The sequence below is a fragment of the Solimonas sp. K1W22B-7 genome (assembly GCF_003428335.1).
Lineage (GTDB): Bacteria > Pseudomonadota > Gammaproteobacteria > Nevskiales > Nevskiaceae > Solimonas_A.
The window spans coordinates 958,034-974,679 of record NZ_CP031704.1 but is presented as its reverse complement, the minus strand read 5'-3'; the positions used below and the strand labels follow the sequence as shown (position 1 = coordinate 974,679).

The following is a 16,646-nucleotide window of genomic DNA, read 5'->3' as shown; positions in this document are numbered from 1 at the left end:
CCATGATGACCAAAGAACAAATCCAGTCCCTGATCGAGGCCGGCCTGCCCGGCGCCCAGGTGGTGGTGCGCGGCGACGACGGCGCGCATTTCGAGGCCGACGTGGTCTGCGCCGAATTCGCCGGCAAGCTGCCGCTGGCGCAGCACCGCATGGTCTACGCCACGCTGGGCGAGCGCATGGGGCGCGAGATCCACGCACTGCAGCTGAAGACGAGGGCCGCCTGATGGACAAGCTTCTGATCGAAGGCGGCGCCTGCCTCAAGGGCGAGGTCCGTGCCTCCGGCGCCAAGAACGCCGCGCTGCCGATCCTCTGCGCCTCGCTGCTGTCGGACGAGCCGCTGACGCTGCACAACGTCCCGGCGCTGCAGGACATCAAGACCACCTACAAGCTGCTCAAGCAGATGGGCGTGGAAGTGACGCCCGAAGGCAGCAACAGCGTCACCGTCAACGCGCGGCCGATCACCACGCACATCGCGCCCTACGAGCTGGTCAAGACCATGCGCGCGTCGATCCTCGTGCTCGGCCCGCTGGTGGCGCGCCGCGGCGAGGCGCAGGTGTCCCTGCCCGGCGGCTGCGCCATCGGCGCGCGCCCGGTGAACCTGCACCTGATGGGCCTGGAAGCGATGGGCGCGGAGATCCGCGTCGAGGGCGGCTTCATCTACGCCAAGGCGGCCAAGCTCAAGGGCGCCCGCATCATGTTCGACACGGTGACCGTCACCGGCACCGAGAACCTGATGATGGCGGCCGTGCTGGCCGACGGCGAGACCGTGCTGGAAAACGCCGCCCGCGAACCCGAGGTGGTGGACCTGGCGCGCTGCCTCACCGCCATGGGCGCGAAGATCAGGGGCGCCGGCACCACCACCATCGTGATCCAGGGTGTGAAGGAGCTGCAGCCCGCCGAACACACCATCCTGCCCGACCGCATCGAGACCGGCACCTTCCTGGCCGGCGCGGCGATGACCCGCGGCCACGTGCGTGTGACCCACACCGATCCCAACCTGCTCGACGCCGTGCTGGTGAAGCTGCAGCAGGCCGGCGCCTACGTCCGCACCGGCACCGACTTCATCGAGGTGGACATGCAGGGCAAGCGCCCGCGCGCGGTGACCATCATCACCCACCCGCACCCAGGCTTCCCCACCGACATGCAGGCGCAGTTCATGGCGATGAACTGCCTGGCGGAAGGCACCGGCGTGATCACCGAGTCGATCTTCGAGAACCGCTTCCAGCATGCGGCGGAACTGCAGCGCATGGGCGCCAGCATCAATCTCGAAGGTCACACCGCGATCATCACCGGCAAGGAAGTGCTGACCGGCGCGCCGGTGATGGCGACCGACCTGCGCGCCTCGGCGGCGCTGGTGGTGGCCGCGCTGGCCGCACAGGGCATGTCCGTGGTCGACCGCATCTACCACCTCGACCGCGGCTACGAGCGCATCGAGGACAAGCTTGCCCAGCTGGGCGGGCGCATCAGCCGAATCAAGTAACAAGTAATCCGATGACCCAGATCACCATTGCCCTCTCCAAGGGCCGCATCCTGGAAGAGTCGCTGCCGCTGCTGGCCAAGCTGGGCCTGGAGCCGGCCGGCGACATCGACCGCCTGCTGCGCGTGCCCACGCGCGACAAGAACGTCTCCTTCCTCATTATCCGCCCGACGGATGTGCCGACCTATGTCGAGTACGGCGCCGCCGATCTCGGCATCACCGGCAAGGACGTGCTGATGGAGCACGGCGGCGAGTCGCTGTACGAGCCGCTGGACCTGGATATCGCCCGCTGCCGCCTGAGCGTGGCCGCCCGCGTCGGCCACAAGCCGGGCAACGGCGCGCGCCGCCTGCGCGTCGCCACCAAGTACCCGGAGATCACCCGCCGCCACTTCGCCGCCAAGGGCGAGCAGGTGGAGATCATCAAGCTCTACGGCTCCATGGAGCTGGCACCGCTGGTGGGCCTGTCCGACGTGATCGTGGACCTGGTCGCCACCGGCAAGACGCTCAAGGCCAACGGCATGGAAGAGACCGAGGTCATCTGCCAGGTCAGCTCGCGCATCGTCGTCAACAAGGCCGCGATGAAGATGAAGCACGCCGCGATCCAGGGCCTGCTGGACAGCATCGCCAAGGCGAGCGGCCAGTGATGGAAATCAACCGCCTCGACACCCGCGACGCGGGCTTCGACGCCGCGCTGGGCCAGCTGCTGGACCGCGCGCCGGAGCAGGATGCGGGCGTGATGGCCTCGGTCGAGAAGATCGTGGCCGACGTGCGCGCGCGCGGCGATGCCGCGCTGGTGGAGCTGACCAACCGCTACGACCGCCGCAGCGTCGGCGACGTGGCCGAACTGGAGATCGGCAAGGATCGCCTGCGCCAGGGCTGGGAAGCCCTGCCCGCCGACCTGCGCGAGGCGCTGGAAGCCGCGGCGGCGCGCATCCGCGCCTATGCCGAGCACCAGCGCATTGCCCCCTTCGAATACACCGACGCCCACGGCAACCGCATGGGCCAGATGGTGACGCCGCTGGACCGCGTCGGCCTCTACGTACCGGGCGGCAAGGCCGCCTACCCATCGTCGGTGCTGATGAACGCGATCCCGGCCAAGGTCGCCGGCGTCGCAGAAGTGATCATGGTGGTGCCGGCGATGGGCGGTGAACTCAACGACGCCGTGCTGGGTGCGGCGCATCTTGCTGGCGTCGACAGGGTCTTCACGGTCGGCGGCGCACAGGCCGTGGCGGCGCTGGCCTACGGCACCGCAGCGATCCCCGCCGTCGACAAGATCGTCGGCCCCGGCAACGCCTATGTCGCGGCCGCCAAGCGCATCGTCTTCGGCCAGGTCGGCATCGACTCCATCGCCGGCCCTTCCGAGATCGTGGTGATCGGCGACGGCCTCACCGACCCGCGCTGGATCGCGATGGACCTGTTCTCGCAGGCCGAGCACGGCGAGGACTCCGAGGCCATCCTGATCTCGCCGGACCGCGACTACCTCGACCGCGTGGCCCAGGCCATGGAAGAGCGCGTGAAGGAGCTGCCGCGAGAGAAGATCGTGCGCACCTCGATCCGCGACCGCGGCGCCCTGATCGCCGTGCGCGATCTCGACGAGGCGGCGACGGTATCCAACCGCATCGCCCCCGAGCATCTCGAACTGTCGGTGGCCGAACCGCGCGAGCTGCTGAAGAAGATCCGCCACGCCGGCGCCGTCTTCCTCGGCCGCCACGCGCCGGAGTCCTTCGGCGACTACTGCGCCGGCCCCAACCACGTGCTGCCGACCTCGCGCGCCGCGCGTTTTTCAAATCCGCTGGGCGTCTACGAGTTCCAGAAGCGCAGCAGCCTGATCGACTGCACGCCGGAGGGCGCGAAGCCGCTGGCGCGGATTGCGGGGCGCATTGCGGATGCGGAAGGCCTGCAGGCGCACGCGCAGAGCGCGCGGGATCGGGCGTAGTCGCGCTTTGACTCCCCTCTCCCACGGGGGAGAGGGAAAAGCAAAAAAACATGGCAGGGCTCACCCTGCCGTTTCGGCGCCGGAGAACGATCCCGCAACTCCCGAGCGGTCGTCACAATAAGATCACCGGCCCGTCAACTACGACGGGTAGTCTTCGCCAACCTTGAAACGAAACCGGTCCCGCGCGTCCCTGCGGCGGCGATGCTGCGCCTGCGTGCAGGCGCAGGAACATGAAAGGGCTTGCCCCATGAGTTCATACGAGCGGAACCCGGTTGCGCCTTTGCTGGCCGCCACCCTGCTGGCCGCCGCCGCGCTGTGCAGTGCCTGCGCGGCCCCGCCGGTTCAGCCGCAGCCGGCCGCGCCGGCGCGGTCGCCGGCCACCGACCTGTCGCTGTCGGAGTTCTACCGCATGCCGGTCGGCCCGCGGGGCCTGGAGCCCACCGGGAAGCTGCTGTCGCTCGATGGCCAGCGCGTGCGCATCCGCGGCTACATGGTCGGAGAGGAAAGCCCTGCGCCGGGCGTGTTCATGCTCACCTCGCTGCCGGTGCAGCTCGCCGAGGCCGCGGACGGCCCCGCCGACGATCTGCCGGCGGCAGTGGTGTTCGTGCGCCTGCCGGAGGCGCAGTCCGATCACATCGTCGGAAGCCGGCGCGGTCCGATCGCCGTGGAAGGCCGCCTGGACCTGGGCGGGCGCGAGGAGCCGAACGGCCGCGTGTCCTATGTGCGGTTGCAGATGAATGACCTGCTGGTGGAGTCGCCTTAAGCGGCGCCCGCGGGCAGGAGCAGGCAGCACTCCGCACCATGGGGGTACGGAGAGGGAGGGGGCCGGACTTCGTCCGCGGCACCCGTCGTCGAGTCGTCCGTCCTACAACAAGCCGGTCTCACCAGGGAGTTCCCACATGCAAGCCCGTCGTTCCCTTCTCCGCACCGCCTGGGCCGCCGCCGCGATCGCCGCGGCCTTCGGCTCCGGCGCCCAGGCGGCGCCCACCGTTTCCCGCCTGACCCCGCCGAGCGAGCTGTTCCGCACCAGCGGCGCCAGCGCCGCCCCGGTCATCGCGCGTTTCCTTCCGCAGCAGCGCTTCGACCTGCAGGCGACGGTCCGGCCGGATGCCGGCCAGACCATCACCGCCGTGACTTTCTCCGTGGACGGCACGCCGGTCGCCGGCACGGTCGATCTCGTCACCACCGGCCTGGTGAGCGGCCTGCCGGCCGGCACCACGGTCGCCACCCTGCGCGCCTACACCAACGCCACGCCGGGCCTGCACACGCTGACCGTCAGCGCGACGCAGTCCGACGCCGCCACGGTGTCCAGCGACGGCAACTTCGAGATCGTCGGCCTGGGCAAGGGCAGCGTGGTCAAGAACATCATCTTCTTCCTCGGCGACGGCATGGGCGCCGGCCACCGCACCGCCGCGCGCATCGCGCAGGGCGGCGTCACGCAGGGCCGCGTCATCGCACCGCTGGCGATGGACACCTTCCCCTACGGCGCGCAGATCAGCACCGCCTCGCTGAACTCGATCGTCACCGACTCGGCGCCGGGCATGTCCAACTACGTCACCGGCAACAAGGCGCAGAACAACCAGGAAGGCGTGTTCCCCGACGACACCGCCGCCGCCTTCGACAATCCCCGCTTCGAGTACCTGCCGGCGATGATGCACCGCCTGCGCGCCACCCGCACCGGCATCGTCACCACCTCCGACGTGTTCGACGCCACCCCTGCCGCGGTCGCCGTGCACACCGCCAACCGCGGTGCCGGCACCGGCATCGTCGACCAGTTCTTCGACGAGCGGAACAGCAACGGCCTGTACGTGCTGATGGGCGGCGGCCGCAAGTGGTTCCTGCCCAACCCCACCACCTGCACCGGCATCGATCCCAAGTGCGGCAGCGCCGGCTCCACGGCCAACTTCAACGGCTCCGCGCGCGCCGCCGGCACCGACTACGTGCTGCCGGCCAGCCTCGCCAGCGCCTGGGGCGTCCCGGCGGGCGTGTCCGATCCGGGCCGTGACCTGATCGCCGAGTTCGTCGGCGCCGGCTTCTCCTATGCGCCCGATGCCGCCGGCCTGAGCTCCGCGCCGATCACCAAGCCGCTGCTGGGCCTGTTCTCGCTGTCGAACATGAACGTCGCGCTGGACAAGCTGGGCAAGCGCCGCGGCACCTCGACGGTGGTGGACAACTTCGGCTTCCCCGACCAGCCGCTGCTGCCGGAGATGACCAAGAAGGCGCTCGACGTCCTGAACTACAAGAACAAGAAGGGTTTCTTCCTGCTGGTGGAAGGCGCGTCCATCGACAAGCAGTCGCACAACGAGGACTCCGACCGCGTGATCATGGAAACCATCGAGTTCGACAAGGCCATCGGCGTGGCCAAGAACTTCGCCCTGGCCAACACCAACACGCTGATCGTCGTCTCGGCCGACCATGAGAACGGCGGCTTCGCCGTGATCGGCGCCTCTACCGTGGCGACCTCGGACCTGGTCACCCGTTCCACCTCCGGCGCCGGCACCGGCGCGGCCGGCCCGCGCGGCAGCAACGGCGGCGTCCCGGTGGTGGGCACCTACGACAACGCCAAGTTCCCGATCTACGTCAAGGCCGCGGACGGCTACCCGCAGTCGATGGATCCGGACGGCAAGCTGCTCGTGGGCTATGGCGCCAATGCCGACCGCTACGAGGACTGGCTGACCAATGCCCTGCCGCTGCGCGACAGCCAGCAGCCGGGCAACGGCGTTGCCCCTCTCAGCAGCTTCCCGGCCAACCCGATCAACCAGGACACCGCCGGCGGCTTCCTGGTCACGGGCCAGACCTCGGAGGCCGTGGCGGCCCACACCGCCAACGACATCCCGCTGAGCGCCTACGGCAAGACCGCGAAGAACTTCCACGGCACCCTCGACAACACCGACGTGTTCTTCCTGCTGAGCCGTGCCGCCTTCGGCGGCAAGGCCGTGCCCTGAGACCGGCGCGGTGACCCGAAGCCGGCTGCCCGACTCTGGGCAGCCGGCTTTCTTCTTGGAGCTTCCGGCTTCCATGAAACAGCTGATGATGACGCTCCGCCCGCGCAGGCGCCGGAGCCGCGCCCTGCTCGCCGGAGGCGCCGCACTGCTGCTCGCCAGCATCGGCGCGCAGCTTCTCCGCCCCGCGCCGGCGACACACACCACGGCCACGCAGGACTCCGCAGACCGTATCTTCTCCTGGCCGGACCGATGGTTCGGCGCCGACACGACCCGCCCCGGTCCGCTGCAGGCCGCCACGACGGGCATTCCGCCCGCCGCGGGCGCATACGCGGCCCCTGCCGAGCCATTCCCGGCACCCGGCGCCGAGGCAGCGGATGACACCCCCGAACTCCCCGACAACGACGAGGACCCACCCTCCCTCGCCGACGACGACAGCGGCAGCGACGCCTACGCCGACAGCCCGCTCGGCGCGGACCTGCCGGACTCCGACTACGGCGAGACGCCGGCCTACAGCGCCAGCTACTCGGTCGACGAGCCCAACGACTACCTGCAGCCGCAGGCGGCATCCGCGCGGACGGTGGCGGCCAGCCGCGCGGCCACAGCCTCCACCGCGCGGCCTGCCGCACGCCGCCTGCGTGAACTGGCGCCCGCGCCGCAGGCCGACTTGCCGCGCCTGACGATCGAGGCGCACGTCTACCACGCGGATGCCCGCCGCCGCCTGGTGGTGGTCAACGGCCAGCGCTACGCCGAGGCAGACGTCCTCGCCGAAGGCCCGCGTGTGGCGCAGATCGTCGAGGAGGGCGTCGTCATGGAATGGCGCGGCGAGCGCTTCCTGCTCACGCTGCGCTCGCAGCGGGTCGTCGCCAAGGCAGCCCCGGACCGGAAGCCGTTATAGCCGGCACAAAAAAAGGGCGGAACGGTGAACCCGTTCCGCCCAGGTAAAGGAGGACTCGACGAGGAGAGCCTCCCAGTGCCTCGGTGGCAGAGCCGCTTACTTCAGCTCCGCCGATGACTTGCCCAGCAGGCGCCGCGCAATGATCAGCAACTGGATCTGCTGCGTGCCTTCGAAGATGTCGATGATCTTCGAGTCGCGCGCCCACTTCTCCAGCAGCTCGCCTTCGCCGTATCCCTGGCTGCCGCAGAGCTCGACGCACTTGAGTGCGATGTCGACGCAGCTGCGGCCGGCCTTGGCCTTCGCCATCGAGGCCTGCAGGGAATTCGGTTTACGGTTGTCCGCCATCCACGCAGCCTGCAGCGTCAGCAGGCGGGCGGCCTCGTAATCGGCCTCCATTGCCATGAACTGCGCTGCGGCGGCGGACTGGACGGATGCCGGCCTGTTGTAGTCGATGACGATACCGGCCTGTTCGAGGATTTTCCTCGTCTCTTCGAGGCAGGCGCGGGCCAGGCCGACGCCCATGGCCGCCACCAGCGGGCGGGTGTTGTCGAAGGTCTGCATGACCCCGGCAAAACCCTTCTCGACGTTGACCTCGGGGTCACCCAGCAGGTTGTCCTTGTGGACGCGGCAGTCGCGCAGGGCGAACTGCACCGTGTCGGAGGCGCGGATGCCGAGCTTGTGCTCCAGGCGCACCAGCTCCAGGCCCGGCGTGCCCTTCTCCACCACGAAGGACTTCACCGCGGCGCGGCCGATGTTCTTGTCCAGCGTGGCCCAGACCACCACCAGGTCGGCGCGGTCGCCGCTGGTGACGAAGATCTTGTCGCCGTTGAGGACGTAGTAGTCGCCGTCCTTGGTGGCGCTGGTGCGGATCGCGGCGGAGTCGGAACCGCAATGCGGCTCGGTGATGGCCATGGCCGCCCAGCGGCCGGCGAAGCGCTTGAGCTGCTCGTCGTTGGCCACCGAGGCGATGGCGGAATTGCCCAGGCCCTGGCGCGGCATGGTCAGCAGGAAGCCGACGTCGCCCCAGCACAGTTCCATGGTGCCCAGCGCGGTCGACATGTTGCTGCTGTTGCGGTTGCCCTGGTCCTGCACCGAGTCACGGCGCACGCCGGCCGCGCCGGCGCCCTCGCCGGCGCCGCTGGCGCTCATGCCGTCGAGCAGGGCACCGAGGATGTCCAGCTCCTTCGGGTACTCGTGTTCGGCCAGATCGTACTTGCGCGAGTTGGGGCGGAAGATTTCGCGCGCCACCTGATGGGCCTGGTCGACCAGGCCGCGGAACTTCTTGGGATTCTCGAGATTGATCATTGTCTTGTGCTCAGAGCAGAACGCCGCCTTCCATGATTGCCACCGCGCGCAGGTCGCGGTACCAGCGTTCCACCGGATGCTCCTTGACGAAACCGTGGCCGCCCAGCAGCTGGACGGCGTCGGCACCGATCACACTACCCTTGTCGGCACACAGACGGCGAGCCAGCGCGGCCTCGCGCACGAAGGGCTTTCCTGCAGCGGCAAGAGCGGCTGCACGCCAGGTCAAGAGGCGCATGCCGTCGCCCTCGATGGCGATGTTGGAGAGGTTGAAGGCCACTGCCTGGCGATGGCTGATCGGCTCGCCGAAGGCGATGCGCTCATTGCAGTAGGGGACCAGGTAGTCCAGCGCCGCCTGCGCGGTGCCGACCGCCAGCGCGCACCAGGCCAGGCGGCTGCGCGCGATGAAGTTCTCGTAGGAGAAGTCACCCTCGCCGCCGCCAAGCAGGGCGGAAGCACTGAGCTGCACGTTGTCGAAGCGCACGCGCGCGGTGGCGGCGGCGCGCAGGCCCATCGCCGGCTCGGCGCTGATGTGGATGCCCTTGGTGCCGGACTCCACGATGAACAGCGCCGGGCCATGCGTGGTGCTGGCGGCGACCAGGAACAGCTCGGCGCTGGCGGCGATCGGTACCAGCGACTTCTCGCCGCTGAGGATGTAGCCGCCGGCGTCGGTGCGCCTGGCCGCGGTGGACAGCTTGAAGGGATCGAACAGCGGGCGCGGCTCCAGCACGGCGATGGTGGCGGCCGGCGCCTTCTCGTCGGTGAAGCTCGGCAGATAGCTGGCCTGCTGCTGCGCCGTGCCCCATTCGGCCAGGGCCACGGCCACGCCCACGGGCGCCAGGCAAGCCACGGCCATGCCGAGGTCGCCATGCGCCAGGGCCTCGGCGATCAGTGCATTGGTCACCACCGAACGCTCGCTGCCGGCGACGCCGCCCAGCGCCTCGGGCACCTGCATGGAGCCGATGCCCAGCTCCGCCACGGCGGCGAGCAGGGCCTTGGGCGTCTCGCAGGCGGTGTCGGAGGCCTGCGCCGCCGGACGCAGCTGCTCGGCGGCAAAGCCGGCGACGGTGTCGCGCACCATCTGCTGCTCGTCGGTCGGCGTCAGGTCGAACAGCTCGGGCGAGCCGGCGCCGGGGCGCAGGGCCTTGTTCGGGCGCGGCGCGCTCTTGAACTGGCGGTTGACGGTGCCGATCAGGCGGAAGCCGGTGGAGGTGGCGCCCTTGAGTAGCGCGGTGGCGGTCTTGCGGGTCTTGGGATCGTCCAGCATCGACGAGCCGCCGATGCGATTGAGGATCTTCAGCCCGAAGCCCATCAGGTTCTGGGTCGCAGTCATGGTTATGGTTGTCGGTACGGTGAATCTGTATGGGAGGGGGTCAGATGCTGTCGTTGGCCGGCAGCGGCCGGCCGGTGACGGCCTCGCCGGTGCGCTGCAGGAAGCTGTCGACCAGGTAGATGAACCGGCCCTGGATGAACGGCGGCGCCACCAGGCGGTACATCAGCGGCACCGGCACGTCGCGCAGCTCGCCCTGCATCTCCACGATCAGGCGCGTCTGGCCGCCGAGATCCTTGAGGCGGAAGCGCCCTTCCAGCGTGGCGTTGCCGTGCTTGGGAATCGCGGTCCAGCGGATCTCGCCCTTGGCGGGGTCGATGTCGTACTGCGCGGCGTAGCTGACCTCGTGCGAGATGTTGACGATCTTCGAGCCGATCGACTTCATCTCCCACAGGTAGCTGTTCTTCTTGCGCAGCCTGGTCAGCTTGCGCAGGCGCGGGAAGCGGCGAATGGTGCCCTCCACGTCCTGCAGCAGCGGCAGCATTTGTTCGTAGGGCAGCGGGATGTTGAGCCCGCGCTTGATCTGGATTCCGACTTTCATGGTCGTGGCGTTTCGATGATGTGCCACTAGAGTGCAGCGCGCGCAGGCGCCTGACCTTGGCCTGCGGATGGGTGATGCATGGCGCGCTAGTCAACCGCTGTTGTTATTGCAGTGCAGCATCAATGCCGATTCAAAGTTTCTATTGGCTGGCGCCGCGGCGGCGGGCGCATCGTGTCCTCACTGGATGCAGGAGAAACCCATGATCCGCACGCGCACTCTTGCGACGACCGCCGCTGCGCTGGGGCTGGCGCTGTCGGCGGCCTTGGCCGCACCGCCAGCCCCGCATGGCGCCACGGACTTCGGCGAGCAGCAGGCCCGGCTGGACTCGTTGCTGAAGGGCCAGGACCCGCTGGCGCCCAGGGGCTTCGATACCCATCTCTGGCCGGTCGTGGTGCCGAAGGACAATGCCCTGACGCCGGAGCGCGTGACCCTGGGCCGCAAGCTCTATTTCGACCCGCGCCTGTCGGCCGACGGCAGCGTGGCCTGCGCCACCTGCCACGACAGCGGTCGCGGCTTCAGCGACCAGCGGCCGGTGTCGGAAGGCATCGGCGACCAGATGGGCAAGCGCAGTTCGCCGACCACGCTCAACGCCCTGCTGTTCGGCACCCAGTTCTGGGACGGCCGCGCCGCCACGCTGGAGGACCAGGCGAAACTGCCGATCACCAATCCCATCGAGATGGGCCACAAGACCGAGGCCGCAGCGCTGGCCGCCATTGCGAAAGACCCGGCCTACATCGACCTGTTCCGCAAGGCCTACGGCCGTGCGCCGAACTTCGACGACCTGGCCCGCGCCATCGCCAGCTTCGAGCGCACGCTGGTGTTCTTCGACGCGCCCTTCGACCGCTGGCAGGCCGGTGACGCCAAGGCGATCTCCGACGAGGCCATCAAGGGCTTCGCGCTGTTCAACGGCAAGGCACGCTGCGCCGCCTGCCACATGCTCAACAGCACCAACCCGCTGGGCACGGACCAGCGCTTCCACAACATCGGCGTATCGGCGCGCAAGCAGGACTTCGAGAAGCTGGCCCGGCAGGCCCTGTCGATCCTGGCCAGGGACAACAGCCAGGAGCAGGTCGACCGGCTGGCGCTGGAAACCGACATGTCGGAACTGGGCCGCTTCATGGTGACGAAGAACCGCGCCGACATCGGCGGCTTCAAGACCTCGCAACTGCGCAACGTCGGCATCACCGGTCCCTACATGCACGACGGCACGCTGACCACGCTGTGGGACGTGATGGACCACTACAACAAGGGCGGCGAAACCAACCCCTTCCTCGACGGCGGCATCGAGCCGCTGGCACTGAAGGAGGAAGAGATCGATGCGGTGGTGGCCTTCCTGTTCACGCTGACCGACCGGCGCTTCTCCGGCGAGAACGACCAGGCGATGAAGGCACAGAAGTCGCGCGCGGCCAAGACCCGGCCGTTCCGCGATACGCGGCTGGCCAACCGCGAGCTGCTGCCCTTCGAGGAACGCGTGATGGGCAAGAACGGATTGAAGTGAGACGATCATGAAGAAGATCCCGCACATCAAGAGCATCGAGACGCGCCACCACGAGGAGCGCGAGGCCCTGTTCCTGGGCCTGAAGCAGCTCGACCGGCGCCAGTTCATGAAGGTCTCGCTGTCGGCCCTGGGCGCCACCGCCGCGCTGGGCGTGACCCATCCCTTCCACAGCTTCCTGCCGGTGGAGGTGCGCGGCATCGGCGAGGCCGACGCAGCGGAGAAGGGCTTCAGCTTCGCCTACATCTCCGACTCGCATCTCTACGCGCGCAAGACCAACGAGCGCTTCATCCGCCAGCTGCTGCGCGCGGTGGACGACATCAACGGCATGGACCCGCAGCCGGACTTCGTGCTCTACGGCGGCGACCTGGCCCAGCTCGGCAGGAAGGAGGAACTGGAACTGGGCGCGCAGATCCTCAAGGCGGTGAAGGCGCCGCTGCGCATGATGGTGGGCGAGCACGACTGGTTCCTGGACATGGGCGACAAGTGGCGCGAGCTGTTCGGCCAGGAGACCTAAAGCTTCGATCACAAGGGCGTGCACTTCGTGGTGCTGATGAGCGTGCAGGAAAAGGATTTCTGGACCGCGCGCGGCCTGAGCTCCGAGGAGCGCATGGGCACCGTGGCCGGCCTCGACAACGCGGTGCAGAGCGCCTTCGAGGTCGGCGCGCCGCAACGCGAGTGGCTGAAGAAGGACCTGGCCAAGGTCGCGGCGACCACGCCGGTGATCGTGTTCTCGCACTCGCCGCTGTACAAGCTCTACCGCCCCTGGAACTTCTGGACCGACGACGCCGAGCAGGTGCAGTCGCTGCTGAAGAAGTTCAACCACGTCACGGTGCTGCACGGCCACACCCATCAGGTACTGAGCAACCGCATCGGCAACATCCACTTCCACGGCATGCTGTCCACCGCCTGGCCCTGGCCCTATGCACCGGAGGGCCTGCCGGCGCTCACCGTGCAGATGAACCGGCCCAATCCCTTCGATCCCGCCGACGGCCTCGGCGATGGCTCGGTGCTGGTGCACCCGGACGGCCTGGTCGACAAGCTCTACAGCCTGTGGAACCGCAACCCGACGCAGGTGCAGGCGGCCTATCTCGCCAGTGGCGGCAGGCACGCCGTGCCGCCCAGGCCCACCAAGGCCAGCTACTGAGGAGCCCGACATGCGCAAGTTCCTTTTCCTCGCGGCCCTGCTCCCCCTGTGTGTCTCGGCGGCCGAGCCGCAGCAATCGCCGGTCCCCGGCACCAGCGTCGATGTCCTGCTCTGCGACAACGAGACGAAACTCACCGTGGCGCAGAACACGCCGCGCACCCGCGAAACCGGCCAGCAGATCTCCGACGGCCTGATGACCCAGTGGAAGGCCAAGAACCCGGAGAAGGACTGGGTGGCGGTGGAGAACGAAAAGCACGAGGTGGTGCCACCGGCGAGCAACTCGAAGCTGGTCGGCAGCGGCCAGGGCTCCACCTATGGCCAGATCACACCGCTGGACGTGGCCACCTGGGAGCGCGAGACCTACAAGCTGGCGGTGCGCGGCTCCGAGGTCTTCCACAGCGGCGACGAACTGGGCAGCGAGATCGCCGTGTCCTGCGACATGTGCCACCCGCGCGCCGCCAACACCCACCCCGAGACCTATCCGAAATTCCAGGAGCAGCTGGGCAAGGTGGCGCTGCTGCGCGACATGATCAACTGGTGCATCGAGCACCCGGTGCGCGGCAGGAAGCTGGCCGACGACGATCCCAAGATGAAGGCGATGGAGGCCTACATCCTGGCGCAGCGCAAGGGGAAGGTGCTGGAGTACGGCAAGCACTGAGAAGGCGGATGGAGTTGCCGTTCGCCCTGAGCCTGTCGAAGGGTGAGCGGCAACCTGGCGACGGGTCCGTGGGCGAGTCCGCCCATGCTTCGACAGGCTCAGCACGAACGGACTTGTCGTGCCGTTGTTACTTGCTGCGAAGTCCCGGCAGCACCGCCACACAAGCCGCCAGCTGTGCCGCCACGAACCCCGCCACGTCCTGCGGCCGGATGCCCGCGAAGCTGTCGGTCAGGCAGCGCGCCAGCGTCACCGCCGGGTTGGCGAAGGACGTGGAAGCGGTGAACCAGTAGGCACCGACGATATACGCCGCCACTGCCCAGGGCGCGGCCTCCGGTCGGTGACGGCTGAGCGAGGCGATCAGCAGCAGCAGGCCCAGCGTGGCGACGAACTCGCTGAACATCAGTGCCGGCCCCGCGCGCAGCTTCTGCGAGAACTCGATCAGCGGCAGGCCGAACATCAGCTGCGCCGCGACCACGCCGGCCACCGCGCCGATGACCTGCGCGGCGGCATAGACCGGAAACTCGCGCCAGGGCAGGTCGCCACGCGCCGCGAGCATCAGGCTGACCGCGGGATTGAAGTGCGCGCCGGACACCGGTCCCGCCGCGACGATCAGCGCGACCAGCGCGCCGCCGGTGGCGATCGCGTTCGCCAGCAGGGCGATGGCGACGTTCCCGCCCGCGAGGCGCTCACCCATGATGCCGGAGCCGACCACCGCGGCGAGCAGGAAGGCGCTGCCCAGCGCCTCGGCGCCGGCACGCTGTGCGAGCGTCATCGGCGGCCGATCTCGTCGAGCTGCTGGCGCAGCGCCATCGCATCGAGTTTTTCCAGCGGCAGGCTGGCGAACAGCTCGATGCGGCGGCGCAGCGCGAGATACGTGTCCTTGAAGGCGCGGCGCTTGTCCTCGTCGCTGCCTTCGACTGCGGCCGGGTCGGGCAGGCCCCAGTGCGCGCTCACCGGATGGCCCGGCCAGTAGGGGCATTGCTCGCCCGCGGCCTGGTCGCAGACGGTGAAGATGAAGTCCACCTGCGGCGCATCGGGCCCGGCAAACTCGTCCCAGCTCTTGCTGCGCAGACCCTGCGTGGGCAGGCCGACACGTTCCAGCAGGTCCAGCGACCAGGGATTGACCTGCCCCTTCGGGAAGCTGCCGGCGCTGTAGCCGCGCAAGCGGCCCTGCGTGACGGCAGGATCGTTGGCGATGGCCTCGCCCAGGATCGAGCGCGCGGAATTGCCGGTGCAGAGGAACAGCAGCTTGTAGATCTTGGTGGTCATGCAGGTCTTCAGTCGCAGCAGGGCAACGCAGGCGTGCAGGCACCGGCCATCACGGTACCGGCGCAGCAGTTCTCGGTCAGGTAGGCGAGCAGGCCGTTCATCGCCTTGAAGTCCGGCGCGTAGTAGACGTAGCGTCCCTCCTGGCGCGACTTCAGCAGCCCGGCATTGCTGAGTTCCTTGAGATGGAAGGACAGCGTCGCCGGCGCCACGTCCAGCGCCGCAGCGATCTCGCCCGCCGCCAGGCCCTCCGGCCCCTTGCGCACCAGCAGGCGGAACACCGCCAGGCGCGATTCCTGGGCCAGCGCGGAAAGCCGGGCCACTGCCGTTTCTGATTTCATATTTCTATAAATATCAAAATATAAAACGCGATGCAAGGCTGCGCTGCCGGCTTCAGGTTTCGTCCGGGCTGAAGTCCACCGGGCAGAACAGGCCGCCGGCGAGGTACCGCGGAATCTGGTCGTCGAGGGGGTCGATATCCAGCGCACGGCGCTGGCGCGTGGTTTCCAGCAAATGGTCGGTCTCGCGCAGCACGCGCCGCGCCTGCGCCACCACCTGCTCGCCCTTGGGCGTGAGCCGCAGCTGGCTGCCGCGCTCCACCAGCGTGACCCCGAGGTAGCCCTCCAGCTTGCGCAGCTGCGTGCTGAGCGTCGGCTGCGACACATGGCAGGCCGCCGCCGCGCGACCGAAATGCCCGTGATCCGCCAATGCCACCAGGTATCGAAGCTCGCGCAGCGTCATGGCTCTCCCGCTCCTTGGGTGGGCTGCCTGAATTGAAACGGCCGGAGACCGGTAAAGCCAATTGAACGTTTTGAAGCCGGCGATAGTTTTTGCCGATGCTGCGCTGCAAGCTTGCCGGCCGCAGAACCAACTCAGCCGCCGTCTCCCCGTTCGCCACTCAGGACCAGCTGTCGCAGGGCTTCCGGCTGCTGCAGGATCAAGGTGTTGTACTTCATGGCGATCCAGCCGCGCGCCTCCCAGGCCTTCAGTTCCTTGCTGATGCTCTGGCGCGAGGTCGCCATCATGTCGGCCAGCAATTGCTGCGGCAGGCGCAGGCCGATGCGCAGGCCCCCGTCCCCACGCTCGCCATACTGCGCCGCCAGTTCCAGCAGGCGCTTGGCCAGGCGTGCCGGCAGCGGCAGTGCGGCGAGATCGCCGTAGTAGGACACGGACAGGCGCATGGCAAAGGCCAGCCGGCGGGAGAAGTGACGATGCAGACCCGGCTCGCGCTCCAGCAAGTCTTCAAACCGGCGCTTGGGAACCATCAGCAGCTCGCTGTCGTCGGTTGCCTGTGCGTCGGAGGCATGCGGCAGGCCATCCAGCAGCGGCACCTCGCCAACCCAGTCGCCGGGATCGACGTAGGCAATGGTGAATTCGCGCAGGCCATGGGTGGCCCCCAGGCGCAGGCGTCCCCTGTCGAGCCGGTAGAAGCCCTCGGCGGCGGCACCCACACGGTAGAGGTATTCGCCGGCCTGCAGCGAGCGCCGCAGCCCCAGCCCGGCGAGCAGCGCGGCGAACTCCGGCGGCATCTCGCGGAACCAGTGGCTGGGAAACAGGGCCGGCGTCTCGGTAATGGTCATTTCCGGCTCATTTGGCGCACTGGCGACCATTCTGTCAAAGCCTTGACAGATTTTCCCGGCCGTCCGCTCCTACA

16 protein-coding genes and 2 pseudogenes are annotated in these 16,646 nt (G+C 68.5%); 10 read left to right on the top strand and 8 right to left on the bottom strand.

Annotated features, from left to right (window positions below):
• Positions 1-5: 5 nt before the first annotated feature.
• The 7 genes from D0B54_RS04700 (at position 6) to D0B54_RS04670 (ending at position 7,253) form a co-directional block, all read left to right on the top strand.
• Positions 6-224, top strand: a complete 219-nt coding sequence (locus D0B54_RS04700; RefSeq protein ID WP_117295046.1) for a BolA family protein — start codon at positions 6-8, stop codon at positions 222-224.
• A complete protein-coding gene (gene murA, locus D0B54_RS04695) occupies positions 224-1,480 on the top strand; it encodes a UDP-N-acetylglucosamine 1-carboxyvinyltransferase (RefSeq protein WP_117289658.1) in 1,257 nt (418 codons plus the stop codon). Before D0B54_RS04700 ends, murA begins: the two co-directional genes overlap by 1 nt.
• An 11-nt stretch (positions 1,481-1,491) precedes the next feature.
• Positions 1,492-2,121: an ATP phosphoribosyltransferase gene (gene hisG, locus D0B54_RS04690; protein ID WP_117289656.1), complete on the top strand. Its 630-nt coding sequence runs from the start codon at positions 1,492-1,494 to the stop codon at positions 2,119-2,121.
• Entirely contained in the window at positions 2,118-3,413 is a 1,296-nt protein-coding gene (hisD, locus tag D0B54_RS04685) for a histidinol dehydrogenase (RefSeq protein WP_117289654.1), read from the top strand. Before hisG ends, hisD begins: the two co-directional genes overlap by 4 nt.
• A gap of 247 nt (positions 3,414-3,660) precedes the next feature.
• Positions 3,661-4,176 (top strand): hypothetical protein, encoded by a 516-nt coding sequence (locus D0B54_RS04680; RefSeq protein ID WP_162932211.1) that lies wholly within the window; start codon positions 3,661-3,663, stop codon positions 4,174-4,176.
• Between the two features lie 136 nt (positions 4,177-4,312).
• The gene (locus D0B54_RS04675) at positions 4,313-6,358 is read left to right on the top strand and encodes an alkaline phosphatase (RefSeq protein ID WP_117289650.1); all 2,046 of its coding nucleotides are present in this window, start codon (positions 4,313-4,315) and stop codon (positions 6,356-6,358) included.
• Between the two features lie 73 nt (positions 6,359-6,431).
• Positions 6,432-7,253 carry a general secretion pathway protein GspB gene (locus D0B54_RS04670; RefSeq protein WP_117289648.1) on the top strand — a complete coding sequence of 274 codons (822 nt, stop codon included), beginning with the start codon at positions 6,432-6,434 and terminating at the stop codon, positions 7,251-7,253.
• Between the two features lie 96 nt (positions 7,254-7,349).
• Here the strand turns inward: D0B54_RS04670 and D0B54_RS04665 are convergent, their stop codons facing one another.
• The 3 genes from D0B54_RS04665 to D0B54_RS04655 all read right to left on the bottom strand — a co-directional run bounded on the left by D0B54_RS04665 (position 7,350) and on the right by D0B54_RS04655 (position 10,426).
• A complete protein-coding gene (locus D0B54_RS04665; protein ID WP_117289646.1) occupies positions 7,350-8,558 on the bottom strand; it encodes an acyl-CoA dehydrogenase family protein in 1,209 nt (402 codons plus the stop codon).
• Positions 8,559-8,568: 10 nt separating this feature from the next.
• Positions 8,569-9,867 (bottom strand): acyl-CoA dehydrogenase family protein, encoded by a 1,299-nt coding sequence (locus tag D0B54_RS04660; protein ID WP_117295044.1) that lies wholly within the window; start codon positions 9,865-9,867, stop codon positions 8,569-8,571.
• A 61-nt stretch (positions 9,868-9,928) separates the two neighbouring features.
• The gene (locus tag D0B54_RS04655) at positions 9,929-10,426 is read right to left on the bottom strand and encodes a hypothetical protein (RefSeq protein ID WP_117289644.1); all 498 of its coding nucleotides are present in this window, start codon (positions 10,424-10,426) and stop codon (positions 9,929-9,931) included.
• 199 nt (positions 10,427-10,625) lie between these two features.
• On the opposite strand from D0B54_RS04655, the gene D0B54_RS04650 reads away from it, so the two are divergent.
• From D0B54_RS04650 to D0B54_RS24590, 3 genes and pseudogenes are all read left to right on the top strand, one after another.
• A complete protein-coding gene (locus D0B54_RS04650; RefSeq protein ID WP_117289642.1) occupies positions 10,626-11,924 on the top strand; it encodes a cytochrome-c peroxidase in 1,299 nt (432 codons plus the stop codon).
• A gap of 7 nt (positions 11,925-11,931) precedes the next feature.
• Positions 11,932-13,068 (top strand): annotated as a pseudogene (locus tag D0B54_RS24690) (metallophosphoesterase family protein).
• Positions 13,069-13,078: 10 nt separating this feature from the next.
• Positions 13,079-13,726 (top strand): c-type cytochrome, encoded by a 648-nt coding sequence (locus tag D0B54_RS24590; RefSeq protein ID WP_205527276.1) that lies wholly within the window; start codon positions 13,079-13,081, stop codon positions 13,724-13,726.
• 127 nt (positions 13,727-13,853) lie between these two features.
• Here the strand turns inward: D0B54_RS24590 and D0B54_RS04635 are convergent, their stop codons facing one another.
• The 5 genes and pseudogenes from D0B54_RS04635 to D0B54_RS04615 all read right to left on the bottom strand — a co-directional run bounded on the left by D0B54_RS04635 (position 13,854) and on the right by D0B54_RS04615 (position 16,572).
• Positions 13,854-14,498, bottom strand: coding sequence for an aquaporin (locus D0B54_RS04635; protein ID WP_117289640.1), 645 nt, complete (start codon positions 14,496-14,498; stop codon positions 13,854-13,856).
• Complete coding sequence (locus D0B54_RS04630; RefSeq protein WP_117289638.1) at positions 14,495-14,995, bottom strand: arsenate reductase ArsC; 501 nt, start codon at positions 14,993-14,995, stop codon at positions 14,495-14,497. The genes D0B54_RS04635 and D0B54_RS04630 overlap by 4 nt, the downstream gene beginning before the upstream one ends.
• An 8-nt stretch (positions 14,996-15,003) precedes the next feature.
• Positions 15,004-15,333, bottom strand: coding sequence for an ArsR/SmtB family transcription factor (locus tag D0B54_RS04625; protein ID WP_117289636.1), 330 nt, complete (start codon positions 15,331-15,333; stop codon positions 15,004-15,006).
• A gap of 169 nt (positions 15,334-15,502) precedes the next feature.
• Positions 15,503-15,733: pseudogene (locus D0B54_RS25045) on the bottom strand (LysR family transcriptional regulator); the annotation flags it as partial.
• 131 nt (positions 15,734-15,864) lie between these two features.
• Positions 15,865-16,572, bottom strand: a complete 708-nt coding sequence (locus D0B54_RS04615) for a Crp/Fnr family transcriptional regulator (RefSeq protein ID WP_162932210.1) — start codon at positions 16,570-16,572, stop codon at positions 15,865-15,867.
• Positions 16,573-16,646: the final 74 nt, after the last annotated feature.